The sequence below is a fragment of the Streptomyces sp. V1I1 genome, assembly GCF_030817355.1.
Taxonomy (GTDB): domain Bacteria; phylum Actinomycetota; class Actinomycetes; order Streptomycetales; family Streptomycetaceae; genus Streptomyces.
Genome location: NZ_JAUSZH010000001.1, coordinates 3344511 through 3357151, shown reverse-complemented (window position 1 = coordinate 3357151; position 12641 = coordinate 3344511). Strand labels below are relative to the sequence as shown.

The window sequence follows — 12641 nt, the reverse complement described above, 5'->3', positions numbered from 1 at the left end:
ACCCCTCCTCGCGTGGGTAAGTATTCACTCACCCCTAGAGTGGGTAAGCACTCACCCACCAGTCAAGGCCCCACAAGCCCCCACAAGCCCCGAGGCGAGGATCCCTTGCAGAAACCCGCCCGTGTCCGCATCCTCGACGCCGCACACGAGCTCATGCTTACCATCGGCCTCGCCCGCGCCACCACCAAGGAGATCGCCAAGGCAGCCGGCTGCTCGGAGGCGGCGCTCTACAAGTACTTCGCGAACAAGGAAGAGCTGTTCGTGACCGTGCTCAAGGAGCGGCTGCCCAAGCTCAACCCGCTGCTGGAGCGGCTCGTCGAGCACCCGGGGGAGCGGACCGTCGAGGAGAACCTCACCGAGATCGCTCGCGAGGCCGCGCACTTCTACGCCGACAGCTTCCCGATCGCCGCCTCGCTCTACGCCGAGCCCAAGCTCAAGCAGCGCCACGACGCGGCCATGCGTGAGCTGGGCCGGGGCCCGCACATGCCCATCCGGAGGCTCGACGCCTACCTCCGCGCCGAGCAGGCCGTCGGCCGTATCGGGCCCGACGCCGACACCTATGCGGCCGCATCCCTGCTGCTGGGCGCCTGCGCCCAGCGGGCCTTCGCGTACGACATGACCGAGGACGGAAAGCCACCGCAGCCGGTCGACGAGTTCGCCGCGGGCCTCGTCCGCACCCTGCTGCGCGGAATCGGCTAGCGCCCGCTAGCCGGCCAGCCAGTCGTCGATCCCCGCCAGCAGCTTGTTCCGGACATCCTCCGGCGCCGCCGAGCCCCGCACCGACTGCCGCGCCAGCTCCGCCAGTTCCGCGTCCGTGAAGCCGTGGTGCTTCCGCGCCAGTTCGTACTGTGCCGCCAGCCGCGAGCCGAACAGCAGCGGGTCGTCCGCCCCCAGCGCCATCGGCACCCCCGCGTCGTACAGCGTCCGCAGTGGCACGTCCGCCGGCTTCTCGTAGACGCCCAGCGCCACATTCGAGGACGGGCACACCTCGCACGTCACCCCACGCTCGGCCAGCTTCCGCAGCAGCCGGGGGTCCTCCGCCGCCCGCACCCCGTGCCCGATCCGGGACGCGTCCAGATCGTCCAGACAGTCCCGTACGGACGCCGGTCCCGTCAGCTCGCCGCCGTGCGGCGCCGCCAGCAGTCCGCCGTCCCGGGCGATCGCGAAGGCGCGGTCGAAGTCCCGTGCCATGCCGCGGCGTTCGTCGTTGGAGAGGCCGAAGCCGACGATCCCCCGGTCCCGGTACCGGACCGCGAGCCGCGCCAGCGTCCGGGCGTCCAGCGGGTGCTTCATACGGTTCGCGGCGACCAGCACCCGCAGGCCGAGACCGGTCTCCCGCCCGGCACGCTCCACGGCGTCCAGGATGATCTCCAGCGCTGGGATCAGGCCGCCCAGCATGGGGGCGTACGAGGTCGGGTCGACCTGGATTTCGAGCCAGCCCGAGCCGTCCCGCACATCCTCCTCGGCCGCCTCGCGCACCAGCCGCTGGATGTCCTCGGGGGAGCGCAGACAGGACCGCGCGATGTCGTAGAGCCGCTGGAAACGGAACCAGCCGCGCTCGTCGGTCGCCCGCAGTTTGGGCGGTTCACCGCTGGTCAGCGCATCGGGCAGATGGACGCCGTACTTGTCGGCGAGCTCGAGCAGGGTGGTGGGCCGCATCGACCCGGTGAAGTGCAGATGCAGATGGGCCTTCGGCAGCAGCCTGAGGTCTCGTACGTGCTCCATTGCAGGATCTTGCCGCACACGCGCGCAGACCGGCAGCCCCTTTCCCCGATCGGGCGCTTGCCCGAACGAAGAAACGGGCCTTCAACCGGGGCTCCGCCGCCGACCCCGGCAAAAAAACGCCGGACGGGCTGGAAAACCAGCCCGTCCGGCGTTTGAGTACAGAAGGGGATGTAAGGGGCCAGGGCGGAATCAGTCGCGGGCCTCCGCCAGCAGCTTCTGCATCCGCGACACACCTTCGACAAGGTCCTCGTCGCCCAGCGCGTACGACAGCCGCAGATAGCCCGGCGTGCCGAAAGCCTCGCCCGGTACGACCGCCACCTCGGCCTCGTCCAGGATCAGCGCCGCCAGCTCCACCGAGGTCTGCGGGCGCTTGCCGCGGATCTCCTTGCCGAGCAGCGCCTTCACCGAGGGGTACGCGTAGAACGCGCCCTCCGGCTCCGGGCACAGCACGCCGTCGATCTCGTTGAGCATCCGCACGATCGTCTGGCGGCGGCGGTCGAAGGCGGTGCGCATCTCGGCGACCGCGTCCAGCGAACCGGAGACCGCGGCGAGCGCGGCCACCTGCGCCACGTTCGACACATTGGACGTGGCGTGCGACTGCAGGTTGGTCGCGGCCTTCACCACATCCTTCGGGCCGACGATCCACCCCACACGCCAACCGGTCATCGCATAGGTCTTGGCCACACCGTTGACCACGATGCACTTGTCGCGGAGCTCGGGCACGAGCGCCGGCAGCGAGGTGAAGGTGGCGTCGCCGTACACAAGGTGCTCGTAGATCTCATCCGTCAGGACCCACAGCCCGTGCTCGAGGGCCCAGCGTCCGATCGCCTCCGCGTCGGCCCGGTTGTAGACCGCGCCGGTCGGGTTGGACGGCGAGACGAAGAGCACGACCTTCGTACGCTCCGTGCGCGCCGCCTCCAGCTGTTCCACGGAGACCCGATAGCCGGTGGTCTCGTCGGCCACGACCTCGACCGGGACACCGCCTGCGAGGCGGATCGACTCGGGATACGTCGTCCAGTACGGCGCCGGGACGATGACCTCGTCGCCCGGGTCGAGGATCGCCGCGAACGCTTCGTAGATCGCCTGCTTGCCACCGTTGGTGACCAGGATCTGGGCGGCCTCGACCTCGTAGCCGGAGTCGCGCAGCGTCTTCGCGGCGATGGCGGCCTTGAGCTCGGGGAGCCCGCCGGCCGGGGTGTAGCGGTGGTACTTCGGGTTGCGGCAGGCCTCGATCGCGGCCTCGACGATGTAGTCGGGTGTCGGGAAGTCCGGCTCACCCGCGCCGAAGCCGATCACCGGACGCCCGGCGGCCTTGAGAGCCTTTGCCTTGGCGTCGACGGCGAGGGTCGCGGACTCGGAGATCGCGCCGATGCGGGCAGAGACCCGGCGCTCGGTGGGAGGGGTTGCAGCGCTCATACGGCCCATCGTCCCAGACGGCAAACGCACCCGGCACACAGGTTTCGAGTAGCGGACAGGAACCGTCCGGGAGCTATCTGTTCGACGCCGGGCCTGTGACCACGTACACTCACTCGTCGTTGGCCCCTCACCAACCACATCTGCAGATGCGGTAGGTTGGGGAAACCACAAAGGGTCGTAGCTCAATTGGTAGAGCACTGGTCTCCAAAACCAGCGGTTGGGGGTTCAAGTCCCTCCGGCCCTGCTACACACACCTTCGCCAGGATGTGTGCGCATGTATGTACGTATTTCATTGCACAGCCGTGCGGCTCAACCGGGCGCGGCACGGCCACGACCCGGAATCAGGTGAGAGATCGTGACGGACGCCGTGGGCTCCATCGACATGCCTGATGCCGATGACGAGGCGCCGGAGTCGAAGAAGAAGACTCGTAAGGGCGGCAAGCGCGGAAAGAAGGGCCCTCTGGGTCGTCTCGCGCTCTTCTACCGCCAGATCATCGCCGAACTGCGCAAGGTCGTCTGGCCGACTCGCAGTCAGCTGACGACTTACACGACAGTGGTGATTGTCTTCGTAGTCGTCATGATTGGTCTTGTGACCGTGATTGACTATGGGTTCCAGGAAGCCGTCAAGTACGTCTTCGGCTGATCCCGCGGAGGGCGCCGGTAGCGGCGCCCCTTTCGCATGTTCCACCCCATCTGTATCCAGGAAGAAGCAGCCACCGTGTCTGACCCGAACCTGAACGACGCCGTCGAGCCCGTGGAGGGCGAAGAGGCTGCGGCGACGGCCGAGGCGGCCGAGGCTGCGCCGGACACGGTCGACACCGACGCGCTTGACGACGACGCGCTCGACGTCATCGAAGGGGCCGACGAGGTCGACCTCGCCGAGGCCGCTGACGCCGCCGCGGGCGAGCCGGCCGAGCAGGCCGCGATGCACGTCGAGGACGAGGCCACCGCCGTCGCCGAGGTGGAAGAGGACGAGACCGTCGCGGCCGATGTCGACGATGCCGAAGAGGCCGCCGCCGACGCCGAACCGGCCGAGCCCGAGGCCCCGGCCGACCCGATCGCCGCCCTCCGCGAGGAGCTGCGCGGCCTGCCCGGCGAGTGGTACGTCATCCACACGTACGCCGGATACGAGAAGCGCGTGAAGGCCAACCTTGAGCAGCGCGCCGTCTCGCTGAACGTCGAGGACTTCATCTACCAGGCCGAAGTGCCCGAGGAAGAGATCGTCCAGATCAAGAACGGCGAGCGTAAGAACGTCCGCCAGAACAAGCTTCCCGGGTACGTCCTGGTCCGTATGGATCTGACGAACGAGTCCTGGGGCGTCGTCCGCAACACCCCCGGCGTCACCGGCTTCGTGGGCAACGCCTACGACCCGTACCCGCTGACCCTGGACGAGATCGTCAAGATGCTCGCCCCGGAGGCCGAGGAGAAGGCCGCGCGCGAGGCCGCCGAGGCCGAGGGCAAGCCGGCTCCGTCGCGCAAGGTCGAGGTCCAGGTGCTGGACTTCGAGGTCGGCGACTCGGTCACCGTCACCGACGGCCCGTTCGCGACGCTGCAGGCGACGATCAACGAGATCAACGCCGACTCGAAGAAGGTCAAGGGCCTCGTCGAGATCTTCGGCCGCGAGACCCCGGTCGAGCTGAGCTTCGACCAGATCCAGAAGAACTGAAGCCTTCTGGAACATACGCCTCCGAACAGGTCAGACCGGCTCTCGCGGCCGCTCTGACCTGCTCGGTTTTTGGCCGCGCAGCTATACCCGTTATCGTTGTGCGGTATGCCTCCATCCGGATGATCGGGTGGAGCGCTGAAAACTCTCACTAGGACCCGGAGAGAGCAATGCCTCCCAAGAAGAAGAAGGTCACGGGGCTTATCAAGCTCCAGATCCAGGCCGGCGCGGCCAACCCGGCTCCGCCGGTCGGCCCCGCGCTCGGTCAGCACGGCGTCAACATCATGGAGTTCTGCAAGGCCTACAACGCCGCGACCGAGTCGCAGCGTGGCATGGTCGTGCCGGTGGAGATCACGGTCTACGAGGACCGTTCCTTCACCTTCATCACCAAGACTCCGCCGGCCGCCAAGCTGATCCTCAAGGCCGCGGGTGTGGACAAGGGCTCCGGCGAGCCTCACAAGACCAAGGTTGCCAAGCTCACCGGCGCCCAGGTCCGCGAGATCGCCACGGTCAAGATGCCCGACCTGAACGCCAACGACCTGGACGCCGCGTCGAAGATCATCGCCGGCACCGCCCGTTCGATGGGCATCACGGTCGAGGGCTGATCAGCCCCCGCGTGACCTCAGTGGTAGGACCAAGCGCTGGTCCGCACCACGACTCCATACCTGAAACGACACAGGAGCAGAAGTGAAGCGCAGCAAGACTCTCCGCGCTGCGGACGCCAAGATCGACCGGGAGCGCAACTACGCTCCGCTCGAGGCCGTCCGTCTCGCCAAGGACACCGCCGCCACCAAGTTCGACGGCACCGTCGAGGTCGCCATGCGTCTGGGTGTTGACCCGCGCAAGGCCGACCAGATGGTCCGTGGCACCGTGAACCTTCCGCACGGCACCGGTAAGACCGCCCGGGTCCTGGTCTTCGCGACCGGTGACCGTGCCGAGGCCGCGCGTGCCGCGGGCGCCGACATCGTCGGCGCCGACGAGCTCATCGACGAGGTTGCGAAGGGCCGTCTGGACTTCGACGCCGTCGTCGCCACCCCGGACCTCATGGGCAAGGTCGGCCGCCTCGGCCGCGTGCTCGGTCCGCGTGGTCTGATGCCGAACCCGAAGACCGGCACCGTCACCCCCGATGTCACCAAGGCTGTGAACGACATCAAGGGCGGCAAGATCGAGTTCCGCGTCGACAAGCACTCGAACCTGCACTTCATCATCGGCAAGGTCTCCTTCGACGAGACGAAGCTGGTCGAGAACTACGCCGCGGCGCTGGAGGAGATCCTCCGTCTGAAGCCGTCCGCCGCGAAGGGCCGCTACATCAAGAAGGCGACCCTGACGACGACGATGGGCCCCGGCATTCCGCTGGACGCCAACCGCACCCGCAACCTCCTCGTCGAGGAGGACCCGGCCGCCGCCTGAATCTGACGGCAGCCGCGGGTCTCGCGTGCTGAGCCGGCCCCCGCATCTCTTCGGAGATGCGGGGGCCGGTTTTCGTTGTCCCTGTGTCGTAGGCGTGCGTTACCGTTCAAGCGTTCGCAAACAACAAGGGGTGGGGCATGACCATGTCCGCATGGACGCGCGCGGGCGTCTCGTTGACGGCTGTGGCCGTCGTAGTCGGCGTAGCAGGCTGTCAGGGTGGCGACGGGGAGAAGAAGGCCGCCGAGACGCCCAGGAAGACCGAGACGCAGTCCCGCGCGGCGGTGACGCAGGTCCTCACGGCGGCGTACAAGAAGACCTCGGCCGCGAAGTCGGCGAAGGTCCGTATGACGATGACGATGCCGGCCACCATGGACGGCGGCGGCACCATGGAGATGTCCGGAGTCATGGGGTGGGACCCCACGCTGATGGACATGACCATGAAGGGTTCCATGTTCAAGGCTGACCCGGACGCCCCGGATCAGATCCGCATGGTGTGGCTGAACAACGCCATGTACATGGACATGGGCGCCAAGGCCGCCAAGGACATGGACGCCAAGGACATGGACGGCAAGCGCTGGATGAAGCTCGACCTCGGGGCCGCCGCCGAGGCGTCGGGGGACAAGGCACTGCAGAAGCAGATGACCGGCAGCCTGGAGAGCATGAACCAGGACCCGGCCCAGCAGCTCGCGATGCTGCTCGAGTCGCCGAACCTCAAGCACATCGGCGCGGAGAAGATCGAAGGTGTCGAGGCCCAGCACTACAAGGGCACGCTGACGCTCGACGAGATGGTGGCGTCGAACAAGTCGCTCAAGGCGCTCAGCGAGAAGGAGCGCAAGGACCTCCTCGCCAATATGAAGAAGTCCGGCATCAAGGGGTACGACACCGAGGTCTGGGTCAACCAGGACAACTACCCGGTGAAGATGGACATCGGCATGGACAGCCCCGAGGGCAAGGTGAAGATCGTCGCCTCCTACTCGGACTACGGCACCAAGGCCACCGTGCAGGCGCCGCCGGCCGGGGACACCTTCGACCTCATGGAGATGCTGAAGAAGGCCGGCGAGGGCATGGAGTCCGCGGGGCAGAGCTGACGCCGCCCGATTTGCCTGACCGGGATCCTGTCCCGTACTCTTCCACAGAAGCCAAAGACCGCTGGTCGTTGCCGTGCTCTCGCAAGATGGTGCGGCGGCCGAAGGATCCGCTAGCTGCGGACGTCCTGCGCAGGTGACTGTGGAAAGTTCCCGGATTTGCTCCGGTCGAGCTACGCCCCGTGCGCCTGCGCCGGGGCGTTTCGTTTTGCCCAGCCCCTTCTGAGCGGTCCTCATCACCCGGAAGGAGGCCGACGCTCTATGGCAAGGCCCGACAAGGCTGCCGCGGTAGCCGAGCTCGCGGACCAGTTCCGCAGCTCGAACGCCGCCGTGCTGACCGAGTACCGGGGTCTCACCGTGGCTCAGCTCAAGGAGCTGCGCCGTTCGCTCGGTGAGAACGCCCAGTACGCCGTGGTGAAGAACACGCTGACCAAGATTGCGGCCAACGAGGCCGGGATCAACGCGCTCGACGACCTGTTCGCGGGTCCGACGGCGGTTGCCTTCGTCACCGGTGATCCGGTGGAGTCGGCGAAGGGTCTTCGTGACTTCGCCAAGGACAACCCCAACCTCATCATCAAGGGCGGTGTCCTTGATGGTAAGGCGCTCACCGCTGATGAGATCAAGAAGCTTGCGGACCTCGAGTCCCGCGAGGTTCTGCTCGCCAAGCTGGCGGGCGCCATGAAGGGCAAGCAGTCCCAGGCTGCCGCGCTCTTCCAGGCGCTTCCGTCGAAGTTCGTCCGCACCGCGGAGGCGCTTCGTGCCAAGAAGGCCGAGCAGGGCGGTGCCGAGTAATTCGGCTCGCGCATTGACCGTCGCCGCGTAGTGCGGCCGGTCGCAGCGGGCCGATGTACGCCCGCCGACACAGACAACCGGCACCAGCCGAATTAGTGGAAGGACCGCCATCATGGCGAAGCTCAGCCAGGACGACCTGCTTGCGCAGTTCGAGGAGATGACCCTCATCGAGCTCTCCGAGTTCGTGAAGGCCTTCGAGGAGAAGTTCGACGTCACCGCCGCCGCTCCGGCCGCCGTCGCCGTCCCCGGTGCCCCGGGTGCCCCGGTCGAGGCCGAGGCCGAGCAGGACGAGTTCGACGTCATCCTCACCGGCGCCGGCGAGAAGAAGATCCAGGTCATCAAGGTCGTGCGCGAGCTGACCTCCCTGGGTCTGAAGGAGGCCAAGGACCTCGTCGACGGCACCCCGAAGCCGGTCCTCGAGAAGGTCGCCAAGGAGGCCGCTGAGAAGGCTGCCGAGTCCCTCAAGGCCGCTGGCGCGTCCGTCGAGGTCAAGTGACTTTCTGAGTCCCTGACTCATGGTTCCGCAAGGGACCGCTGAAGGCACAGCAGAAGGGCGATCACCCATACGGGTGGTCGCCCTTCGGCGTTGCCGTGGCGGCTGCCTTGCTCTTCGGCCTCCGGCGAGTATCGTGATCTTCGTCGTACGCCTCGCTGTGTCCCAGCAGCCCCGTTTGGGCTGGGGGGCCTTGACGAACCGCACGCAGCGCGCAATTCTCAGGACGCGTCGTCACAACGATCCGTATCCGAGGCATGGATCGACGACCGAACGGGCAGTATCGATGTGCGCCACAAGGCGCGAGGGTGTCGCGGAGTTGAGAACAACGAGGGTTTCGAAAACCCGCACTGGACATCAGTGTGCCAAGTGGCTACACTGACCCTTTGCGCTGCCTGTTAACTGCCCCCTGCCCGTCACCAGGGGCATCCCCACGTATGAGCACCGTAGATTGAATCATCCCTGACCTGGGATTTCTATCTCCGTGCCCAGCATGGGACCGGTACGCGCGTAGTGAGTCCGAGCCCTCGGAAGGACCCCCTCTTGGCCGCCTCGCGCAACGCCTCGACCGCGAATACGAACAACGGCGCCAGCACCGCCCCGCTGCGCATCTCCTTTGCAAAGATCAAGGAGCCCCTCGAGGTTCCGAACCTCCTTGCGCTGCAGACCGAGAGCTTTGACTGGCTGCTCGGCAATGCCGCCTGGAAGGCTCGTGTCGAGGCGGCTCTGGACAGCGGACAGGACGTCCCCACCAAGTCCGGCCTGGAGGAGATCTTCGAGGAGATCTCTCCGATCGAGGACTTCTCCGGGTCGATGTCGCTGACCTTCCGCGACCACCGCTTCGAGCCTCCGAAGAACTCCATCGACGAGTGCAAGGAGCGCGACTTCACGTACGCAGCCCCGCTCTTCGTCACTGCCGAGTTCACCAACAACGAGACCGGCGAGATCAAGTCCCAGACGGTCTTCATGGGTGACTTCCCGCTCATGACCAACAAGGGCACCTTCGTCATCAACGGCACCGAGCGTGTCGTTGTGTCGCAGCTGGTCCGCTCGCCGGGTGTCTACTTCGACTCCTCCATCGACAAGACGTCCGACAAGGACATCTTCACGGCCAAGATCATCCCGTCCCGGGGTGCCTGGCTCGAGATGGAGATCGACAAGCGCGACATGGTCGGTGTCCGCATCGACCGCAAGCGCAAGCAGTCCGTCACCGTCCTGCTCAAGGCTCTCGGCTGGACCACCGAGCAGATCCTCGAGGAGTTCGGCGAGTACGAGTCGATGCGCGCCACCCTGGAGAAGGACCACACCCAGGGCCAGGACGACGCGCTGCTCGACATCTACCGCAAGCTGCGCCCGGGCGAGCCCCCGACGCGCGAGGCTGCTCAGACGCTGCTCGAGAACCTCTACTTCAACCCGAAGCGCTACGACCTCGCCAAGGTCGGCCGCTACAAGGTGAACAAGAAGCTCGGCGCGGATGAGCCGCTGGACGCCGGCGTGCTCACCACCGACGACGTCATCGCGACCATCAAGTACCTGGTCAAGCTGCACGCCGGCGAGACCGAGACGGTCGGCGAGAGCGGCACCCAGATCGTCGTCGAGACCGACGACATCGACCACTTCGGCAACCGTCGTCTGCGTAACGTCGGCGAGCTCATCCAGAACCAGGTCCGCACGGGTCTGGCTCGTATGGAGCGCGTCGTGCGTGAGCGCATGACGACCCAGGACGTCGAGGCGATCACGCCGCAGACCCTGATCAACATCCGGCCGGTCGTCGCCTCCATCAAGGAGTTCTTCGGCACCAGCCAGCTGTCGCAGTTCATGGACCAGAACAACCCGCTGTCGGGTCTCACCCACAAGCGCCGTCTGTCGGCTCTTGGCCCGGGTGGTCTCTCCCGTGAGCGGGCCGGCTTCGAGGTCCGTGACGTGCACCCGTCCCACTACGGCCGCATGTGCCCGATCGAGACCCCCGAAGGCCCGAACATCGGTCTGATCGGTTCGCTCGCCTCGTACGGACGCGTCAACGCGTTCGGTTTCGTCGAGACGCCGTACCGCAAGGTCGTCGATGGCGTCGTCACCGACGAGGTCGACTACCTGACCGCTGACGAGGAAGACCGCTTCGTTATCGCCCAGGCGAACGCGACGCTCTCCGAGGACCTGCGGTTCACCGAGCCGCGCGTCCTGGTGCGCCGCCGTGGCGGCGAGGTCGACTACATCCCGGGCGACGACGTCGACTACATGGATGTCTCGCCGCGCCAGATGGTGTCGGTCGCGACTGCCATGATCCCGTTCCTCGAGCACGACGACGCCAACCGTGCCCTCATGGGCGCGAACATGATGCGCCAGGCAGTTCCGCTGATCACGGCGGAGGCGCCGCTGGTCGGCACCGGCATGGAGTACCGCTGCGCGGTCGACGCCGGTGACGTCATCAAGGCGGAGAAGGAAGGTGTTGTCCAGGAGGTCTCCGCGGACTACATCACCGTCGCCAACGACGACGGCACGTACACCACGTACCGCATCGCCAAGTTCTCCCGGTCGAACCAGGGCACCTCGGTCAACCAGAAGGTTGTCGTGGACGAGGGCTCCCGGGTCGTCGAGGGCCAGGTCCTCGCCGACGGTCCGGCCACCGAGCAGGGCGAGATGGCGCTCGGCAAGAACCTGCTGGTCGCGTTCATGCCGTGGGAGGGTCACAACTACGAGGACGCGATCATCCTGTCGCAGCGCCTCGTGCAGGACGACGTCCTCTCCTCGATCCACATCGAGGAGCACGAGGTCGACGCCCGTGACACCAAGCTCGGCCCGGAGGAGATCACCCGGGACATCCCGAACGTCTCCGAGGAGGTCCTCGCGGACCTCGACGAGCGCGGCATCATCCGTATCGGTGCCGAGGTCGTCGCCGGTGACATCCTGGTCGGCAAGGTCACGCCCAAGGGTGAGACCGAGCTGACCCCGGAGGAGCGGCTGCTCCGCGCGATCTTCGGTGAGAAGGCGCGTGAGGTCCGTGACACCTCGCTGAAGGTGCCGCACGGCGAGACCGGCAAGATCATCGGCGTACGCGTCTTCGACCGCGAGGAGGGCGACGAGCTGCCGCCGGGTGTGAACCAGCTGGTTCGCGTGTACGTCGCGCAGAAGCGCAAGATCACCGACGGTGACAAGCTCGCCGGCCGTCACGGCAACAAGGGCGTCATCTCGAAGATCCTGCCGATCGAGGACATGCCGTTCCTGGAGGACGGCACCCCGGTCGACATCATCCTCAACCCGCTGGGTGTCCCGTCCCGAATGAACCCGGGACAGGTCCTCGAGATCCACCTCGGCTGGCTCGCCAGCCGCGGCTGGGACGTCTCCGGTCTCGCCGACGACTGGGCGCAGCGCCTGCAGGCCATCGGCGCCGACCAGGTCGCCCCCGGCACCAACGTCGCGACCCCGGTCTTCGACGGTGCGCGCGAGGACGAGATCGCCGGTCTCTTCGAGGCCACGATCCCGAACCGTGACGGTGACCGGCTGGTCCAGGCGTCCGGCAAGGCCAACCTGTTCGACGGCCGCTCCGGTGAGCCGTTCCCGGACCCGATCTCGATCGGGTACATGTACATCCTCAAGCTCCACCACCTGGTCGACGACAAGCTGCACGCCCGTTCGACCGGTCCGTACTCGATGATCACCCAGCAGCCGCTGGGTGGTAAGGCTCAGTTCGGTGGCCAGCGATTCGGTGAGATGGAGGTGTGGGCGCTGGAGGCTTACGGCGCCGCTTACGCCCTCCAGGAGCTGCTGACCATCAAGTCCGACGACGTCACCGGCCGCGTGAAGGTCTACGAGGCCATCGTCAAGGGCGAGAACATCCCCGAGCCCGGCATTCCCGAGTCCTTCAAGGTGCTCATCAAGGAAATGCAGTCGCTCTGCCTCAACGTGGAGGTGCTGTCCTCGGACGGCATGTCCATCGAGATGCGCGACACGGACGAGGACGTCTTCCGCGCTGCGGAGGAACTCGGTATCGACCTGTCCCGGCGCGAGCCGAGCAGCGTCGAAGAGGTCTGACGGGTCTGGCCGGGGCTCTCGCAAAGAG

At 66.6% G+C, this 12641-nt stretch carries 11 protein-coding genes and 1 tRNA gene; 10 read left to right on the top strand and 2 right to left on the bottom strand.

Annotated features, from left to right (window positions below):
- Positions 1–105: 105 nt before the first annotated feature.
- Positions 106–699 carry a TetR/AcrR family transcriptional regulator gene (locus tag QFZ67_RS15600; RefSeq protein ID WP_307661698.1) on the top strand — a complete coding sequence of 198 codons (594 nt, stop codon included), beginning with the start codon at positions 106–108 and terminating at the stop codon, positions 697–699.
- Between the two features lie 6 nt (positions 700–705).
- Here QFZ67_RS15600 and QFZ67_RS15595 read toward each other — a convergent pair whose 3' ends face one another.
- The gene (locus QFZ67_RS15595) at positions 706–1725 is read right to left on the bottom strand and encodes an adenosine deaminase (protein ID WP_307661697.1); all 1020 of its coding nucleotides are present in this window, start codon (positions 1723–1725) and stop codon (positions 706–708) included.
- 189 nt (positions 1726–1914) lie between these two features.
- Positions 1915–3141 carry a pyridoxal phosphate-dependent aminotransferase gene (locus QFZ67_RS15590; RefSeq protein ID WP_307661696.1) on the bottom strand — a complete coding sequence of 409 codons (1227 nt, stop codon included), beginning with the start codon at positions 3139–3141 and terminating at the stop codon, positions 1915–1917.
- A gap of 171 nt (positions 3142–3312) precedes the next feature.
- Between QFZ67_RS15590 and QFZ67_RS15585 the strand changes: the two genes are divergently transcribed.
- The 9 genes from QFZ67_RS15585 (at position 3313) to rpoB (ending at position 12613) form a co-directional block, all read left to right on the top strand.
- Positions 3313–3385: transfer RNA gene (locus QFZ67_RS15585), tRNA-Trp, on the top strand.
- A gap of 111 nt (positions 3386–3496) precedes the next feature.
- Positions 3497–3784, top strand: coding sequence for a preprotein translocase subunit SecE (gene secE / locus QFZ67_RS15580; RefSeq protein WP_307661695.1), 288 nt, complete (start codon positions 3497–3499; stop codon positions 3782–3784).
- A gap of 75 nt (positions 3785–3859) precedes the next feature.
- Positions 3860–4807: a transcription termination/antitermination protein NusG gene (gene nusG / locus QFZ67_RS15575; RefSeq protein WP_307661694.1), complete on the top strand. Its 948-nt coding sequence runs from the start codon at positions 3860–3862 to the stop codon at positions 4805–4807.
- Between the two features lie 167 nt (positions 4808–4974).
- On the top strand, positions 4975–5409 hold the full coding sequence (rplK, locus tag QFZ67_RS15570; RefSeq protein ID WP_307661693.1) for a 50S ribosomal protein L11: 435 nt from the start codon (positions 4975–4977) through the stop codon (positions 5407–5409).
- Between the two features lie 82 nt (positions 5410–5491).
- Positions 5492–6214: a 50S ribosomal protein L1 gene (gene rplA / locus QFZ67_RS15565; RefSeq protein WP_307661692.1), complete on the top strand. Its 723-nt coding sequence runs from the start codon at positions 5492–5494 to the stop codon at positions 6212–6214.
- A gap of 137 nt (positions 6215–6351) precedes the next feature.
- A complete protein-coding gene (locus tag QFZ67_RS15560; RefSeq protein ID WP_307661691.1) occupies positions 6352–7302 on the top strand; it encodes a hypothetical protein in 951 nt (316 codons plus the stop codon).
- A 258-nt stretch (positions 7303–7560) separates the two neighbouring features.
- Positions 7561–8091 (top strand): 50S ribosomal protein L10, encoded by a 531-nt coding sequence (rplJ, locus tag QFZ67_RS15555; protein WP_307661690.1) that lies wholly within the window; start codon positions 7561–7563, stop codon positions 8089–8091.
- 112 nt (positions 8092–8203) lie between these two features.
- Positions 8204–8587 carry a 50S ribosomal protein L7/L12 gene (gene rplL, locus QFZ67_RS15550; RefSeq protein ID WP_307661689.1) on the top strand — a complete coding sequence of 128 codons (384 nt, stop codon included), beginning with the start codon at positions 8204–8206 and terminating at the stop codon, positions 8585–8587.
- Positions 8588–9127: 540 nt separating this feature from the next.
- Positions 9128–12613, top strand: coding sequence for a DNA-directed RNA polymerase subunit beta (gene rpoB, locus QFZ67_RS15545; protein WP_307661688.1), 3486 nt, complete (start codon positions 9128–9130; stop codon positions 12611–12613).
- Positions 12614–12641: the final 28 nt, after the last annotated feature.